This is a genomic window from Nocardia sp. NPDC003963 (assembly GCF_053605105.1).
The window spans coordinates 130712-147562 of record NZ_JBSGIP010000013.1 but is presented as its reverse complement, the minus strand read 5'-3'; the positions used below and the strand labels follow the sequence as shown (position 1 = coordinate 147562).

The 16851-nt window shown below is 66.8% G+C and carries 11 protein-coding genes; 6 read left to right on the top strand and 5 right to left on the bottom strand.

Annotation, left to right across the window (positions count from 1 at the left end):
* Nucleotides 1-85 precede the first annotated feature (85 nt).
* The 4 genes from ACWEWT_RS21725 to ACWEWT_RS21710 all read left to right on the top strand — a co-directional run bounded on the left by ACWEWT_RS21725 (nt 86) and on the right by ACWEWT_RS21710 (nt 5375).
* Nucleotides 86-1294 carry a DUF7373 family lipoprotein gene (locus tag ACWEWT_RS21725; RefSeq protein ID WP_452561413.1) on the top strand — a complete coding sequence of 403 codons (1209 nt, stop codon included), beginning with the start codon at nt 86-88 and terminating at the stop codon, nt 1292-1294.
* 138 nt (nt 1295-1432) lie between these two features.
* Nucleotides 1433-2533 (top strand): DUF7373 family lipoprotein, encoded by a 1101-nt coding sequence (locus ACWEWT_RS21720; protein ID WP_452561412.1) that lies wholly within the window; start codon nt 1433-1435, stop codon nt 2531-2533.
* Nucleotides 2534-2629: 96 nt separating this feature from the next.
* The gene (locus tag ACWEWT_RS21715) at nt 2630-4201 is read left to right on the top strand and encodes a serine/threonine-protein kinase (protein WP_452561410.1); all 1572 of its coding nucleotides are present in this window, start codon (nt 2630-2632) and stop codon (nt 4199-4201) included.
* 16 nt (nt 4202-4217) lie between these two features.
* Nucleotides 4218-5375 (top strand): DUF7373 family lipoprotein, encoded by a 1158-nt coding sequence (locus tag ACWEWT_RS21710; RefSeq protein ID WP_452561409.1) that lies wholly within the window; start codon nt 4218-4220, stop codon nt 5373-5375.
* A gap of 106 nt (nt 5376-5481) precedes the next feature.
* On the opposite strand, the gene ACWEWT_RS21705 is transcribed toward ACWEWT_RS21710, so the two are convergent.
* The 4 genes from ACWEWT_RS21705 to eccCa all read right to left on the bottom strand — a co-directional run bounded on the left by ACWEWT_RS21705 (nt 5482) and on the right by eccCa (nt 11763).
* Complete coding sequence (locus tag ACWEWT_RS21705) at nt 5482-5772, bottom strand: WXG100 family type VII secretion target (RefSeq protein WP_452561407.1); 291 nt, start codon at nt 5770-5772, stop codon at nt 5482-5484.
* A gap of 34 nt (nt 5773-5806) precedes the next feature.
* Entirely contained in the window at nt 5807-6154 is a 348-nt protein-coding gene (locus ACWEWT_RS21700) for a WXG100 family type VII secretion target (protein WP_452561406.1), read from the bottom strand.
* 132 nt (nt 6155-6286) lie between these two features.
* The gene (locus ACWEWT_RS21695) at nt 6287-7732 is read right to left on the bottom strand and encodes a type VII secretion-associated protein (protein WP_452561404.1); all 1446 of its coding nucleotides are present in this window, start codon (nt 7730-7732) and stop codon (nt 6287-6289) included.
* On the bottom strand, nt 7732-11763 hold the full coding sequence (gene eccCa / locus ACWEWT_RS21690; RefSeq protein WP_452561403.1) for a type VII secretion protein EccCa: 4032 nt from the start codon (nt 11761-11763) through the stop codon (nt 7732-7734). Before eccCa ends, ACWEWT_RS21695 begins: the two co-directional genes overlap by 1 nt.
* A 172-nt stretch (nt 11764-11935) precedes the next feature.
* Here eccCa and eccD point away from each other — a divergent pair, with 172 nt between their 5' ends.
* Together eccD and mycP are read left to right on the top strand one after the other, a co-directional pair.
* Complete coding sequence (gene eccD / locus ACWEWT_RS21685) at nt 11936-13402, top strand: type VII secretion integral membrane protein EccD (protein ID WP_452561402.1); 1467 nt, start codon at nt 11936-11938, stop codon at nt 13400-13402.
* On the top strand, nt 13399-14808 hold the full coding sequence (gene mycP / locus ACWEWT_RS21680; RefSeq protein ID WP_452561400.1) for a type VII secretion-associated serine protease mycosin: 1410 nt from the start codon (nt 13399-13401) through the stop codon (nt 14806-14808). The genes eccD and mycP overlap by 4 nt, the downstream gene beginning before the upstream one ends.
* A 500-nt stretch (nt 14809-15308) precedes the next feature.
* On the opposite strand, the gene eccB is transcribed toward mycP, so the two are convergent.
* Nucleotides 15309-16781 carry a type VII secretion protein EccB gene (gene eccB / locus ACWEWT_RS21675; protein WP_452561399.1) on the bottom strand — a complete coding sequence of 491 codons (1473 nt, stop codon included), beginning with the start codon at nt 16779-16781 and terminating at the stop codon, nt 15309-15311.
* Between the last annotated feature and the right edge of the window lie 70 nt (nt 16782-16851).

Genomic DNA, 16851 nt, shown 5'->3' with positions numbered 1-16851 from the left:
GGCGGGGCAGGTCCGGCGTCGACCACGAGCACGCAGCCCCGTGTGCAGTACGATTCCGCCAGATCGAAATCACGAGGGGGCCGCAATGCGTCGAGCGGGACCGGCTGCGCTGCGCGGGATCTGCGCAATTCTGGTGGTCGGGTCGGTGCTGGGGTCCGCGCTGGGATGCGGGTCGGTGGTGGCCGGTGAAGCGGTCCGCGGCGAGCCGGACCTCTCCGGACTCGATGTGGGGAACTACCCGACGAAGCCGGTCGAGTTCGGCGCCGCCGAGGACGACGAGGCCGCACGATATAGAGAAGGCCAGCGACTCGGCGATTTCGTGGCTCTCCCCTTCGAAGTCGAGCCGGGTTATGTGAATCGCGTCGTGGGCACGGGCGGGCCCGTCGTACTGGATCGCCGGGATATGCAATCGCTGGTCGTCAACGATACTTTCGACGAGGTCGCCGCGGACCTGGTCGCGGGCTGGGTACACACCTGGTCGACCGGAGGTGACCCGGGCAGCACGCAGCAACTCAGCATCGCGGTACTGATGTTCCCGGACGCGGCTACCGCCGAATCCGTCGCCGGGGGCCTGGAGTACGACGATTTCACGTTCAACACCGATAACCGGCCCGTCCAGCTCTCGAAGTATCCTCGTGGCAGGGCACATTGGCGGCCCGGTAACGCCTCGCTGGGTAGCTGGACTGCTCACGATCGCTACGTCGTCTTCGTCAAGTACGAAGATCGCTCCGGCAGAGCCGATCTGCCGACGATGGTGCGGCACACCGAATCCCTGCTCGACGTCCAGATACCCCTGCTCGACGAGTTCGAGCCCACTCCGCCGGACCAGTTGGACGGGATCGCGCTGGACCCGGACGATCTGCTGGCGCTCACCCTCCCGAAGAGTCCGGAGATCATCGCGATGTCGGGCCCACCGGACACATTTCGCGGGCGCGGCGCGGTGTACGCCCTGAGCGGGATCACGAGCCTGGAGTTCCTGGAGGTCGGACAGGTCACGAGTATCGCGCTGGGCGAATCGGTGGTCATGCGCAGCGAAACCCCCGCGGGAGCCGCGGCGCTGTACGAGAACTTCCGGCCCGATCCGGACGCGGCGGCGGGCAGTCGAGCGATCGAAGCGCCCGAGGGAATCGACGGAGAGGTCGAATGCTTCAGCAGGCAGACCGCTGCGTACGAAAAGCCGTCGAATTTCTGTGTACTGCGGGCAGGACGATATTTCGCCCAAGTGGAGGGTGGACAGGTCCAGGATCTTCATCAGAAGACCTCGGCGCAGTACGCCCTGATCCTGCACGGCTAGGGGGAAGAGTTGCGGAACACGGTCGTCCACCGGGCCACGGCATCGGGCAGGCGGATTCTGCCGGTAATCCTGGCAATCGCCACGGCGGTGGCAGGCACCGCGTGCAGCGAAACGATCACCGGGCACGCTGCTCCCGGGATGACACCGGTGGATCTGAGCACGCTCGACACCGGGCTGTTCCCCACCGAACCCGCGGCGTTCGAGATGGAGATCACCACAGACCCGGACGTGTACTCGCTCGAGGCGCGGCGCATGCTCGGATTCCTCATCTCTCCGCACGCCGTCGATCCCGAACTCCGCTATCTGAACGAGACCCAACTTGTCCTACCCGGCACCACCTCATCGCTGCTCCCGGAGGAATTCACACCGATCTCGGACAGGAACTACCTTGTCGCGGGCGCTGTCACCGCTCGTGGAAACGGCGATCCGCGGACCGTGCAGGACGGCCTCGTCGCCTTGCTGAGATTCGGCAACGACGACTACGCCCGTACCGCCGCCGACGAATACAACGCAGCCATGGACCAGCACTCGCCCGGCCGCGAAGAACTGGTGATCATCGGACACGGCGAGGCTCGCGCGGGCCGCGTTCCGACCCGCGATCGCGCACAGGTCTTCGCCGCGAAGGGGCCCTATGTCGTGGCCGCGTCACTGACAGCGCCCGCCGATCACGCCGACCGGATGGCCGATCGTCTGAAGGAACTGCTCGATCTGCAATTCGCGGCCATGCGGGATCTGACCCCCACACCACCGGACGATATCCTCGACCTCCCGGTCGATCCGGAGGGCGTCATGAGCACGGCCCTGCCCGCGGAATATCCCGGTAGCGCCGCCTACAACGAACTGGCGGGAGCCTACTCGCCGGCGGCACACATCCATTTCGAGTACGACGCCGACCAGATCCCGGACTATGTGGATTACGGGGTGGATCTGGTCGCTCGGAACGAAGGTACGGTCTACCGCGCCGCTTCTCCCGAACAGGCATTCGCATTGCAGGCGGCGCTGTCGCGTCCGGCCGGATACGACGAGGAGATCCCCCGGCCGCCGGGTATCGCCGACGCCCGATGCGTCCAGCGGGCGGTGGCCCCGGTGATGTCCCAACGGTTCTACTGCGTGACCGTATACGAGCGCTACGTGGCCGTGGTCGATTCCTTCGGGCTGGGGGATCTCCCGGCGCCGCAGTTGTACCAGGCCGCGGCGGCCCAGTACGCCGTGCTCGCGAACAGTAGGGCACCCGGGTGATTCCGGGCGACCCACCGCGCCGGAGACGAACCCACCCATGACCAGGAACCACGACAGCACGCCCGCCGGGCGGCCGTGCGGACGAGGAGGATACGAATGGTGTTGCCGCCCGGTGCCGTTGTCGGCGGCTACCGACTGACTCGACTGCTCGGCAGCGGCGGTATGGGTGCGGTGTATCTCGGGCAGCATCCGAGTCTGCCACGCCAGGATGCGATCAAGATCCTCGACGAGAGCCTGTCCGGCGACCCGGAGTTCCGCGCCAGATTCGAACGCGAAGGAGATCTGGCCGCGGGCCTGGACCATCCCAATATCGTGCCCGTCTACAACCGTGGCGAGGAGAACGGGCGGCTCTGGATCGCGATGAAGTTCGTTCCGGGCACCGACGCCTCCGAGGAGGCCCGGAAGGGCCCGGCGGTGATGACACCGGACCGTGCGCTGCACATCATCACCGAAGTGGGCAAGGGGCTCGATTACGCGCACCGCCGGCGCCTACTGCACCGCGATATCAAACCCGCGAATTTCCTGCTCTCGAACACTCCCGACGACGAGGTGGAACGGGTGCTGCTCACCGATTTCGGGGTGGCGAAATCGGTCGAGGACAGCCAGAACCTCACGGCGACCGGAAAATTCATGGCCACCGTGGCCTACGCGTCCCCGGAACAGCTGCTCGGCCATGTCCTCGACCATCGCTCCGATATCTACAGCCTCGGCTGCTCGTTCTACCGCTTGCTGGCCGGCCAGAACCCCTACCCTTCCACCGTCCCGGCCGTGGTCATGATGGGGCATCTGAACGAACCGCCGCCGCAGATCACCGCGATCCGCCCGGACCTACCGAGAGCCCTCGATCACATCTTCGCCCGGGTACTCGCGAAGAATCCCGGGGAACGCTACGGCACCTGCCGCGAGCTCACGGCCGAGGCGGAAGCGGCCTTCACCGGCCACGATCGCCTCCACGCTGCTGCAGGCGAGGGACTCGGCGCGACCACGCCGGTGGTACCGGCGCCGCGGCCGGTCCACAGCGGATACCCATCCACCGGCAGTCTGTACCGGGCACCGGGACAGGACACCGTCGTCACGCAGCCACGGAACGGATACGGGGCGGAATCGGCGGCCGTGAAACCCGGAACCGGCCGACTACGCCGGATCCTGATACCGGCTGCGCTCGCCGTTGTCGCCCTGCTCGCGGTAGCGGTCGGCGTCTTCCTTGTATCCGATACGGGCGATGAATCCGCCTCCGGTCCCGATCTGAGCCGGGTCCGGTCCGCCCACCCGGAGTTCGACGGTAGGACCGTGGCCGCATTCAACTACGGAAATGCGCTGTTCTCGGTCGCCCTGGACGGATCGCCACAGGCGAACTTCCTGCGGGATATCGGATTCCGTTACAGCGACGGGTACCGTCCCTTCCGCAACGAGGAGTCGCCTCGCAAACTGTCGCCGACGAATTTCACGCTGCCCAGCGGGGTCGATATCGTCATCGTCACGCGGTCCGATACCAGCGCGGGTAACGGTGGCCTCGCGGGCCTACCCTCTACATTCCTGAACACGACGGCGAAAATTGTTGTCATCGACGATATCTCGACCGTCCAGGCGTTCCAGGTGTGGACCGGACAGTCACCGAACACGTTGATCGAGAACATGGTGCCCGCGATAGCACGGGTCGCCGGTTGACCAGGGAGGGGAAACGATGAGGCCGATATCGCGACACCTGGTCAACACGGTATTCGTGATCGTGACAGCAGTGGCCACCGGCTGCGGTATCGGCCATTCCGGTACCGAGGGCGCCGGCGTGGATCTCGCGGCTCTGCAGACCGGTAACTACCCGACGACACCGCGTACACCGGAGGAACTGCGTACACCTGCCACTGTCGCTATCCAGGTGGCGCTGCGGCTCGGTGAACATGTCCCACTGATCCTGGAGACCAGCCCGAAGCTCGTTTTCAACCGGGTGGAACACCAGCGGAAGTACTTCACCCGACTCGATCCGCCGAAGATCGTCGATAATTTCTCCACCCTCGCTCCGGGGTTCGTCGCCGGGTGGGAGACGACAGGACAGCGCCGGGCCGACGAACTCCAGGGCCGGTCCGTCGATCTCGTGGTCCTGCAGTTCTCGACACCGAAGCAGGCCACCGATGCGGCCCGAGCGCTCACCGACGCCCTGTGGCACAGCAGATATCCGCCCCTGGGCACACTGCCGATTCCCGGGTATCCCGATGCGTACGGCCAGACCCGCGAATACGGTGCGATATCAGCGGCAGCCGCCCGAGACCGATTCGTACTGTGGACCTATATCGGTGGTGGCGTGGATATTCCCCCGAATCGGAACGAGCTGGCCGTTCTCGCCGGTAAGGTCTTCGACACACAGTTCGATCATCTGCGGGATTACGAACCGCCAGCGGAATCCGAAACCGCCGAATTACCCGTCGATCGGGACGGGATTCTGGAGTACGCACTGCCCCCATCGGACGGAGCAGCCGAAGGGGTGATGAGCGCTGACACCGCGTTACATCTACTCCAACGTCCCGACCTCACGAAACGTGCGTTCGACGATGCACGGGTGGATTTGGTGGTCGACAGCGAAACGCAGATCTACCGGGCAGGTGACGACGCTGCGGCCGAACGTTTGCTCGCGTATTTCGCCGCTCAACTCGATCCCGAGGAGAAACCGGTCGACAGTCCGCCCGGGCTTCCCGGTGCCCATTGCGTCGAGAATCCGGAAACAACGGGTTCGCTGAAATGTCTTTTCACCGTCGGCCGCTATACGGCAATAGTGGCAGGAACACAGATCCAGGATCTGCACCAGAAGGTAGCCGCCCAGTACACGCTGCTCGACCTCGCGCCCTGAGACCGAAACGATTGCGCCCCAAGCGCTCTTTCGCTCGGGGCGCAATCGGGAAAGCCCGGCCGGACGACGAAAGTTCGGCGTGCCGAGGCACCTCCCGCGCCCAGGACTACATCCAGCGACTGGCGTTCGCCTTATCGGTGGTGCTCATATCGATCGCACCGTCCCGGACGATATCGGCGAGCCGCTGCATGATTTCCAGGAGAGCGACGTGCGCATCGTCCCAGCGCTTCTGCTTGGCGCTGTAGGCCACCTGGGCTTCACCGCTCCAGCTCGCGACCAGACCGTTGACATAGCCCTGCAGTTCGTCGTGCGTTTCCTGAAGCCGTCCCCGCGAGGTCCCCAGATCCCCCGACAGCGCTATCAGCTGGGTCTCGGAATAAGAAATCGGTTCGGTCATAATGTCTCCTTGTGGCTATGAGTCGGAAGGCTGCCTAGATCTTCAGGCTGCTGTCGGGGAAACCTGTGCCCAGGTCCCCGGAAGCACCGGCACGGTTGATGGCGTCCTGATTTTCCTGCTCGGTCGCCGTGTAGCCCTTACCGTTCTGACGGATCAGTTCCGAGATCTCCACCAGGACATCGTGCAACTGCTTCGACTGGAAGTCGTAGTCGTCCATGACCTTCCGGAACGTACCGGCGGCGGCACCTTTCCAGTTCCCATGGGTGCCCGCGACCAGACTGCGGACATTGCCCAGTTCATTCGCCAGCGAGCCGTTCACGGTCTCGACGTGCTTGGCCGCGGTATCCATCGCCGCAAAATCGGTAGTGACTTCGCCCGCCATGGTTCCTCCTTTTCAAGAGTTCGGATCCGGACCCCCTGCGTCCGCAAACGGCCCGAACTTGCCTTCATGATGATTGGACGCGATCCTCGCCCAATCGGTTCCCTGAGATTTCGGAAAACGTCCCGACCGGAGTCATGGAGTGACATCCAGCGAGTTCGCGAGGTCTTCACAGATAGGTGTGATCGAGTCCTGCCCCCCTGTCTGATACTGGCACCCGATACTGATCTGGATGCTGTGCTCGACGATAACATGCCAGTCAACGGTGGATCCGTCCTCTGGATGCTCGGAATAGGCCAGGCCGGGGCGGCCGGCGAAGACCACATCGCGGCGGACCGCGGAGACCGATCCGGTTGGGCGCTTGGCGATCTGCGCTTCCAGATCGGCGGCGATCTGTTCATAGCCGACATCGGCGGCCACCGGCTGCTGGATCACCGTGATACGGGCTCGCGGACCGGCGTTCGGCACCAATTCGAGGCGCTGACCGGATGCGGCCGAGGAATCCTTGGCGCGCCAGCCGCCGGGGATCGTCAGGCGCAGGGCGCCGAAGGTCACCGGACCCGCGCCGGGTTCGGCCCCGGTGGTGGCCGTATCACCGGGACCGGGGCCCGAGGTGGTACTCGGCGCGGCGGCGACGGCATCGGAGCCGCCGCCGGACAGCCGGGCGATACCTATTCCCCCGGCGACCAGTACCGCGACGACGGCCACGGCGGCGGCTCCGAGGTAGACCGGCGTCCGGGAGCGAGGTGGCCTGGTGGCGGCCGCGCGTTCCCGCAGCGGCTGCAGCCATTCGGACTCCGCAGCGGCAGGCGGCAGGCCCGGGCGGTGTTCGCCGGGTTCGCTCCGGGGTATCCGCACCAGATCCGTACCCGCCACCACCACCAACTCGGCACCGCCGCAACGATCGGCGATCGCCGCGCCGATCCGGTCGAGGAACCCGGCATCGGTGCGGCCCACCACGATCACCGCGCTGACCCGGCAGCCGTGCAACAGCCGTTCCAGCAGCGCGTCGAAGGATTCGACACCGGCTTCCTCGGCCGCGATCTCGGCGGCGGCCAATACCGGCTCGTGCTCACAGTATTCGAGCCGCGGCCCGTGCTCGGTGGGCACAACCGTGGAGGCGGTGGTCGACAGCGGACCGAATTCCAGTACCACGGTGCGCGCATCGCGGATCCGCTGACCCGTGGTGACCGCCCGGACCGCGATCGTCTCCAACGTCACGTGACCGCTGTGCCGGCGGGCTGCGGCCTCCAGCACCGCAAGCCGATGCGGATCCCATTCGGTCGGATGTACGACGGTGAGCCGCTCGCACGGTGTGGGAATCCGCAGTTGGGCCAGCGTATGACCGAATACCGCGGTCAGCGCCTCGGCCGGAGTCGGCATACCCGGGTCGTAGGCGATGCGGTCGGCGGTGACCAGCTGCACCGGTGACACCGCGATCGACGGCGGTGCCAGCGGTTCCCCGACCACCAGGCTGCGGCCGTCGCCACTGGGTACGACCGACGGGGTGAGATCGGTGTGGGTGTTCGCGCTCCACGCCCACAACCGCGTCTCGGTCAGCGCGATCTCGACGACCGCCATTACCGGGTCGGCATCCACGAGGTCTGGACGAGCTCGTTACCCGAACGGCCGACCATGGTACCGCGGCCCGGCGGCATGGCGCTGGCCCGGACATTCCCGAGCAGACCGCCCTCCTCCCGGCTACCGCTCATGATCAGACCCGGCGTGGCCAGATCCCGCAGGCGGGAGATCACCGGCTCGTACAGGGCCCGACCGGCGCCACCGGAGCGCCGCGCGATGATCAGATGCAGGCCGATATCCTTGGCATGGGCCAGATAGTCGAGAATCTGGGCCAGCGGGTTACCGGTGGAGCCGCTGGACACCAGGTCGTAGTCGTCGACGACCACGAAAAGATCCGGGCCCGTCCACCAGGAACGGTCGCGCAGTTCCTGCGGCGTGACGTTCGGGCCGGGCATCCGAGTCCGCAGCAGAGCGGCGAGATCACGCATATTCGTGGTCAGGCCCTCGGCCCCGGCCGCGTAGGCGGCCAGCCGTTCCTGATCGAAGTGTCCGAGCATGGTGCGCCGGAAATCGACCAGGATGAGCGCCGCCTTGTCCCGCGCATTGGATTCGATGATTCCGCTGACGATATTGCGGAGCAGCGTCGACTTACCGCATTCGGTATCGCCGAAGATCAGGAAGTGTGGGTTGTCGTCGAAATTGAGGAATACCGGCGACAGCTCGGATTCGTTGATACCGATGGGGATCGAGGCATTTCGCCGGTCGGCCGGGCCCTGCCAGGGGCCGATCGCATGGACGAACTGTTCGCGATCGAGCTGTTCGGGCAGCATACGGACCTGCGGAGCGGGACGTCCGGGGGTGGCCTGCTGCAATCGCGCGACCGCGTCGGCCACGCCGCGACTGATGTCCTCGGGATCGGAGGACCCGTCCACCCGCGGCAGCGCGGTCAGCATGTGCAGGCTCTCCGGGGTCATACCGCGCCCCGGGCGGCCCTGCGGCACCAGGGCCGCGACCTTACGACCGAACTCGGAATCGGCCGGATCGCCGAGGCGGAGTTCGAGGCGGGTACCGATCTGGTCCTTCAGCTGGGGCCGGGCCTCCATCCAGCGCGAGAGCGCGATCACGACGTGCACACCGTAGGACAGGCCCTGGACGGCGAGGTTCATGATCGCCTGTTCCAGCGGTTCGAAATCCTGGCGGATGGAACCGAATCCGTCGATCACCAGGAAGACGTCGCCGAAGGGATCCTCGTGGGCGCCGGTGGCGGCCTGGCTGCTCGCCGGGTCACCGGCACGCAACCGGCGGAACTCCGACATCGACTCGATTCCGAGCTGGCGGAAACGCAGTTCGCGAGTACGCACGATGGTGGTCATCTCGGCGACGGTGCGCCGCACCTTGTCGTGGTCCAATCGGCCTGCCACCGATCCGACATGCGGCAGACCCTCCAGGCTCGCGAGAGTACCGCCACCGAAGTCCAGGCAGTAGAACTGCACCTGTTCGGCGGTATGCGTCAGCGACATCGCCATGATCAGCGCGCGCAGCATGGTCGATTTACCCGACTGCGGCCCGCCGACGACCGCGACATTGCCGCGGGCACCGGACAGATCGACGACCAGCGGATCACGCCGCTGGTCGTAGGGCCGGTCGACGAGGCCGATCGGAGCGCGCAGCGTGGCCACCGCGTTGTACTCGCCGGTGAGAATCGAGCGCGGGACGAGTTCGTCCAGTGTCGGGGCGGCGTCCAGCGGAGGCAGCCAGATCTCGTGGGCGGGGCGGCCGTGGCCGCGGATCCGTGCCACCAGCATGCCGATATTGGAGACCTGTTCGCCGTCCTCGACCAGCGGTTCCGGATCGTCGAGGGGTTCGGGGGCGAGCGGAACCCGGTCCACCGCCCGGAATTCGACATGTTTGGCCAGGAAGGGCCGGGCGGTGATATCGATTTCACCGGCACGGGTCGCGACCGCGATATCACGCTGCGGTCCGCCACCGACATAGGCTCCGGACACGTAGGACGCCTGGAAACGCTGGATCTCGCCCGAATCCGATTTCAGATAGCCGCCACCGGGATTGTTGGGGAGGTTGTAGGCGTCGGGCACTCCGAGTACCTGGCGGGACTCGTTGGCGGAGAACGTCTTCAGGCCGATGCGGTAGGACAGATGCGATTCGAGGCCCTTGAGCTTGCCCTCTTCCAGACGCTGCGAAGCGAGCAGCAGATGGACGTGCAACGAACGGCCCAGCCGTCCGATCATGACGAACAGCTCGGCGAAATCGGGGTGCTGGGTGAGCAGTTCGGAGAACTCGTCGAGTACCACGAACAGCGCGGGTAGCGGATCCAGATCGGCGCCGGCGGCCCGCGCCTTCTCGTATTCGGAGACGTTGGCGAAGTTACCGGCCTGGCGCAACACTTCCTGGCGGCGGTTCATCTCACCGGCCAGCGCGTCGCGCATACGGTCGACCAGGTCGGCTTCCTCTTCCAGGTTGGTGATGACGGCCGCGACATGCGGTACGCCGTCGAGGCCGAGGAAGGTGGCACCACCCTTGAAGTCCACCAGGACCAGGTTCAGCTGATCCGGTGAATGTGTGGCGAGCAGGCTGAGTACGAGGGTGCGCAGGAACTCGGATTTACCGGAACCGGTGGCGCCGATGCACAGACCGTGCGGGCCCATCCCGGATTCGGCGGCCTCCTTGATATCGAGGACCACCGGTAGGCCGTCGGCACCGACGCCGAACGGCACCCGCAACCGTTCCCGCCCGTACCGGGGCCGCCACGCGCTCTCCGGGTTGAAGGAACCGATATCGCCCAGACCCATCAGCTGGGCCCAGGTGTCGATGGTCTCCCCCTCGGTGACCTCGACATCGCTGCTGCGCTGGGTCGCCGCGCGATACGGAGCCAGGCGGCGCGCCACCTGCTGGGCCTGCTCCCGGCTGATCCGGTCGATCACCGCGAAACGCTCCTGGTTCCCGGTCGCACCACGCCCCAGGCATTCCCCGTTGCGGATCGTGAGGCCGATACCGCGCGATACCGCCAGCCGCGGCGCGTAGCCGCAGAGGTCGATCACGGTGACGCCCTCGTAGCCGGATTCGCGCAGCTGATCCTCTTCGGCCTCGAGCAGCCCGCCGTCCACCACGATCACCACGTGCACCATGGCGGAATTGGTGGGCTGGTTCCGGGAGTAGCGGACCCGGTTGCCGAGAATCGGGGCGAGTCCGGCCATCGCCTCGCGGATCGAACCGAAGAACATGCGCTCGGTGCCGACCCCGTCCTGGGAGTCGGGGTGCTGGGTATGCGGCAGCCATTTGGTCCATTCCCATTCCGCACTGGTGTCGGGACCGCAGACGATGGCGGTGAGCACCTGGTCCGGGCCGTGGAACATGGCCAGCTGGATGAGCATCGCGCGCACCATGTCCCGCGCCTGGGCCCGGTCGCCGTCGAGGGCGATGGTGGCGAAACCCTTGACGGCGACGGCGGTGGGCAGATCAGGCACGGTGGAATGCGCGCGGACGAAACGGCGCAGGGAAACAGCGGCGATCGGTTCGAGTTCCTCGACCGGGCCGGTCTCCGGCGCCACCAGGCGGGTGGCGAGGCGCTGGCCGCCGACCCCGATCCGGACATGGCAGAAATCCTTGTCGCTGGGTCGGCGCTCCCACATCCGGGAGGTGCCCGCCAGCATCCAGATGAGCCCGGGTTCCGGATGACTCCATTCCACCGCCGCGCGCTGCTCGGCCGCCGTGACCCCGACGTCCTTGCGGACCTGATCGAGATAGCGCAGATAATCCTTGCGGTCCTCGTTGGCCTCGGCGGCCTTGGCGCCCTTACCGTTGCCCTGACCGGCGAACATGCCGACCATCGAGACCATCATCATCATCGGGAACATCAGCGACATCGGATTCGAGGCGATACCGCTGCCCTGGGTGAACATCAGCGCCATCATCCCGACCATGCCGAGGACCATGACCACCGGCATGAGCTTGCCCAGCAGGTTTCCGGGTGTCACCCGGGGGATCTCGGGGGGCGGCTGCAGGGTGACCTCGCCGCCGGGGGTGCGGGGAACCTCCCGGCGCGCACGCCGCTGAAAACGGACAGTGGTCATCGAACGAGATCCCCCTTGTGGCCATGCGATGTTCGGGCTCAGTGTAGAGGCAAGCCCGAACATGTCGTACAGTTCGACCTGCATTCTGCTGGCCGGGACGAGGGCACGCAACCCGCGATCTGCAGGGAGAATGCGGGAAACGAGCAGGGTAGCGAATCAACTTGGGGGAAGCGTGACGCATGCGCGACTCGACCATATGGAGGAAGATTCCTCGCGGGGTATAGTCCGCGCACCGGATCTCACCAGGGTCACCATTCTGGCCAAACACACTCAGGTCGATATGGCGATTCCGGTCGATGTCCCGGTCGCGCTGGTGATCCCGAGTGTCGTCGATATGATCGCCGCGCACAGCAGAACCAACGACTTCGACAACCAGGGCGAACGCTACGAACCCGCGGACTGGGTACTCGCCCGGATCGGGCAGCCGCCACTGTCGAATTCGCTCAGCCTGGGCGAGCAGGGGATACGTGACGGCGAACTGCTGATGCTGGAGAACTCGGCGCATACCGCGCCGACACCGCTGTTCGACGACATCATGTACAACGTCGCCGTCGCCGACTCCGAGCATTTCCGCGGCTGGAACCCGAATACGGCCCGGATCACCGGATCGGTGCTCGCGGTGCTCACCATGCTGGCCGGCTGTACCGCGCTGCTGGCCGCACCGGACGCGATGGCCGGCTGGATCACCGGAACGATCGCACTGGGTGTGGCAGTGCTGCTGGTGGTCGCGGCCATGATCCTCAGCCGGGTCTACGGAGATCCGAAAACCGCGCTGGTACTCGGCGGCTGTGCGCTGCCGCCGGCGTTCACCGGCGGCATGCTGATCGTGCCGGACCATTACGACTGGGCCCATATGCTGCTCGGTTCCACCCTGTTCGGAGCCACTGCGATCCTCGCCTGGCGGGTCACCGGGGTGGGGCTGGGTCTGTTCATCGGCGCGGGCACGATCGCCCTGTTCGCCGTTCCCTCGGCGCTGGTCGGGCTGCTCACCGCGCAGCCGATGAAAGCGGTCGGCGCGGTGGTGGCGGCCGTGGGCCTGGCCGCGCTGTCGCTGGCCCCGCGGATCTCCATGATGCTGGCGAAACTGCCGTTGCCGCCGGTGCCCTCCCCCGGGACCCCGATCGACCCCACCGAGGACGATCCCGACGACCACCGGGCACTGCCCACCCTTGACGCACTGCACGCGAAATCGGCTCGGGCACGAACCTATCTGAGCGGCCTGGTCTCGGCGACCACACTGGTCACGGTGGCCGGTGCCCTGGTGGCGACCGATCCGGCCGGGGGCGGCTTCTTCTGGCAGGGCATCGCGCTCGCGCTGGTGTGCGCGGCGGTTCTGATGTTCCGCAGCCGCACCTATGCCGGCGCCGAACAGGCCGTGATCCTGATCGCGGGCGGTGCGGCGATCCTGCTGGCGATGCTCGTGGGGACAACGTTCGTGACCGACCTCCCGCTCACCGCGTTCGGGGCCGCCCTGGTGATGCTGATCGCGGCGCTGGTCCTCGGCATCATCGTCCCCAACCAGACGGCCACCCCGCCGATGCGGCGGGCCGCCGAACTGATCGAATACGGTTTCGTGGCCGCGGTGCTGCCGCTCGTGTTCTGGGTGACCGATCTCTACTCTCTCGTCCGCGGGCTGTGAACCGGGGGGTCCGCGCCGCGGCGGTGGCCGCGGTGCTCGGGTTGAGCGCATCGCTGGGACTCGGGAATCCGGTGGCCTACGCCGACCGGCCCGCGCCCGTGGACCCCGGCCAGCTACCGGCCGGTGATCCGGCGAAACCCGCTCAGCCGACCGAACGCAAAGCGAATGCCCCCTGCAACAGCACCGTTGCCGGTGGTGGCGGTCCGACCGTGCCGCCCGCGCAGGCCGCCCTCGACCTGCCCCGGGCCTGGCAGTTCTCCGAGGGCGCCGGCCAGGTGGTCGCGGTGATCGATACCGGTGTCGCCCGCCATCCCCGGCTGCCCGGGTTGCGGGCCGGTGGGGATTTCGTGGCCAACAGTGGTGACGGCACCGAGGACTGCGATGCGCACGGCACGATCGTGGCCGGCATCATCGGCGCGAGCAAGGTCACGAACGAGGGGTTTTCCGGAGTCGCGCCCGCGGCCACGATCCTCACCATCCGGCAGACCAGCGATAAATACGTGAAGGCGGGCAGTAACAGCACGAAATCCCCCGAGGACCTCTCCAAGGAGGGTTACGGCAACGTCGCCACCATGGCGCAGGCCATCCGCCGGGCCGCCGATATGGGTGCCACCGTCATCAATATCTCCGAGGTGGCCTGCAGTACCGGTCCGATCTCCGATGGTTCGCTCGGTGCCGCGCTCGACTACGTGGTGCACCAGAAGAACACGGTGGTCGTGACGTCGGCGGGCAACACCGACAACGAGAGCTGTAAGGGCAATACCGGTATTCAGGATCCGCTGCACCCCGCGGCGGATCCGTGGAGCAACGCCACGGTCAATGTCACCCCCGCCCGATACGACGATCTCGTTCTCTCGGTCGGCTCCATCGACGCCGACGGCGCGCCCTCGGAGTTCACGGTGCCCGGCCCCTGGCTGAGTGTCGCCGCTCCCGGCGAGAACATCGTCTCACTGGACGTGAACAGCGGCGGCGTCATCAACGGCACCGTCAATGCCCAGAACAGCCAGCAGGCCATCAACGGGACCAGCTTCGCGGCACCGTACGTATCCGGAGTGGTCGCACTGGTCCGGTCCCGTTTCCCCGAGCTCTCCGCGGTCGAGGTCATGAAACGGATCCAGGCGACCGCGCACGCACCGGCCGAGGGCTGGAATCCGTATGTGGGGTACGGCGCGATCGACCCCATCGCGGCACTGACCAACGAGGTGCCCGACGAACTGCGGCCGAAACTGCCGAATCCGGCGGTGAGCAAACAGCTCGCGGTCCCCGCACCGCCCACTCCACCGGATCACACCGCCCGCAATGTGGCCCTCATCGGCAGCGGCATCATCGGTGGCAGCCTGATTCTGGGATATCTCGCCTCGTTCCCCACCCGCCGTCGCTTCGGCGTCAGCGAAGACGACGCCTGACGGCGGCCGCACCCGCGATCCCGGCACAGACCGGCGAACGGCCCCACCGCCGGGGACGGCCGGGGTCTCCGCTCGCCGAGATCCCCGGACCGCACCCCGCCGCGCTCGGCAGCTGTAGCAGCAGGACCGGGCACATCGGCCACCAGCACCGCCGCTGTCGGAGGGTACGGGGTTCGTCGTACGTCCGGTCGAGTGGCGCGCCCGAGAGACAGCGGATCACCGGTCCAGTAGTACCGCGGATCTCGCCTCGAGCTGCCCCGGCGCCGACACCGCGCGGACAGCAGGCGAGCAGGCCCCACCCGGTTCGGTCCCCCAGGGGCCACCGAGGCCACCGAACCAGTGGTCACGCGTGTTTTCCTCGGCGCGGCCGGGCCCGAGCAACTCGCAGAGGGGCCGGTGCTGCGCGCGTACGGGAGGGATGCCCCGTACCGCGCCCGGGTGGTACCGCTACCGGTCCTCGCGGAGCAGCGGTTTCACTGTTCCGGCAGTTCAGCGCCCGGTCATTTACCCGTGGAGACAGGTTGCGCGGCCGGGGACGGATCCGGGGCGACACCGTCGTGCGCGACCAGGGCCTCGTCCCGGCCCAGACTCGGCCCGGAGGCCAAGAGGCCGATGATCGGCCAGGGCGCGGGTTCGGCCTTATCCGGCATCCCGAGCGCCTTCGCGGCATCGGCGTTCTTGATCCCGTACCGCACACCGGTATCGGCGATGTAGAAGATGCTGTCCTTGCGCCGGCTGTCCGGTTCGATCCCGGTGCCCTGCGCAAAGGCTCCCGATCCGGGTGCCAGGTAGGCGGAGTCGACGTTCTGACCGGAGCCGTCCGCCTGGGCGAGCGGTACCAGTTTCGCTTTATCGGGCATCGGCAGACTCACGCCGGTGACCACCGCCAGTTCGGCGCGGGTCCCGGTGTTCTCACCCGCTTCCGGGATCGGTTTCCACGACAGGCAGCTCACCGGCTGATCCTTGCCCTCGAGGACGGCCGGGACGGTCTGCGGATAGTCGTGGACCTTCAGTGCCGTGGAGACTGCGGCCCGCGTGCGCTGGGCCTGGTCGATGGTTTCGTCGGTCGAGGTCTGCGGGTTGGAGTTGCGGACGATCTCCGCGGTGAGCGGGGAGATCGGCTGTAGTCCGTCGGCCATCACCACGTAGTACTCGGTACCGGAGTTACCGACCTGCACCACCTCACCGATCCGATGGCCGCCGATCTCGTAACCCGCCGGGGCAGTACCGGCTTCGGGGATGGGTAGCGGGGTGATCGGCAGCACCTCCGGAATGGCGTTGATCAGCCCTTCGCTCATCGGCCGTGCGGTGGCGCCGGTGATGCCGAGCGCGTCGGTGACCGCGCGGTCACCCATGTTCACGCGCGCGCGTTTCTTGTCGTAGATCAGATAGGTGTGGTTCTCACCCTGCGCCAGCAGCGCTTTGCCCGGGTCCATGACCGAGGCCTTCGCACCGAGCTCGAGTTCGCCCGCGAGCACCGAGGTGGTGCGGTCCCCACTGCCGTCGGTTTTCATCTCGTCGCAGATGGTCCACTGCCGGCCGTTACCCGACGCGTCGTAGTGGATGGCGCCGGGGGCGCCCGGGATACCGATCAGCGGGCCCCGCGCCTTCTTACCGACCTCGGCCTCTTTCACGATCGCCGCGTCCGGTGCCTCACCGGCGGCCAGCCGGGCCGAGGCCAGGTTCAGCGCCGGATGCACCACATCGTTGAGCACCACGTACACCGCACCGGATTCCTTGCCGATGAGGATCGTGTTCTGGCCGATCTTGTCCTGTGGCCGGAGCAGAGCCAGGACGCCGCAACCCGCCAGGACCAGTACGGCCAGGACCAGGCCCACGACATAGGAGCGCACCTGAGAGCGCATGGGATCGTGGAGCATTCGCACGTCCCGCCGCACCAGCGCGTGCTCCATCCGGCGGACCAGAAAGTTGTAACCGCTGATCTGCCACCTGGTTGTGGGCTTTGAAGGCATCGTCTCCCCCGAACTGTGCTCGTGCTCGCCGAACACAGTACAGTTCCCGGGGACGTAGTTCAGCTCGGCC

What these genes read in the sequence shown, in the direction of transcription:
- ACWEWT_RS21725 (WP_452561413.1), top strand. Translation starts at nt 86, where the DNA reads ATGCGTCGAGCGGGACCGGCTGCGCTGCGCGGGATCTGCGCAATTCTG.
- ACWEWT_RS21720 (WP_452561412.1), top strand. Translation starts at nt 1,433, where the DNA reads ATGACACCGGTGGATCTGAGCACGCTCGACACCGGGCTGTTCCCCACC.
- ACWEWT_RS21715 (WP_452561410.1), top strand. Translation starts at nt 2,630, where the DNA reads ATGGTGTTGCCGCCCGGTGCCGTTGTCGGCGGCTACCGACTGACTCGA.
- ACWEWT_RS21710 (WP_452561409.1), top strand. Translation starts at nt 4,218, where the DNA reads ATGAGGCCGATATCGCGACACCTGGTCAACACGGTATTCGTGATCGTG.
- ACWEWT_RS21705 (WP_452561407.1), bottom strand. Translation starts at nt 5,772, where the DNA reads ATGACCGAACCGATTTCTTATTCCGAGACCCAGCTGATAGCGCTGTCG.
- ACWEWT_RS21700 (WP_452561406.1), bottom strand. Translation starts at nt 6,154, where the DNA reads ATGGCGGGCGAAGTCACTACCGATTTTGCGGCGATGGATACCGCGGCC.
- ACWEWT_RS21695 (WP_452561404.1), bottom strand. Translation starts at nt 7,732, where the DNA reads ATGGCGGTCGTCGAGATCGCGCTGACCGAGACGCGGTTGTGGGCGTGG.
- eccCa (WP_452561403.1), bottom strand. Translation starts at nt 11,763, where the DNA reads ATGACCACTGTCCGTTTTCAGCGGCGTGCGCGCCGGGAGGTTCCCCGC.
- eccB (WP_452561399.1), bottom strand. Translation starts at nt 16,781, where the DNA reads ATGCCTTCAAAGCCCACAACCAGGTGGCAGATCAGCGGTTACAACTTT.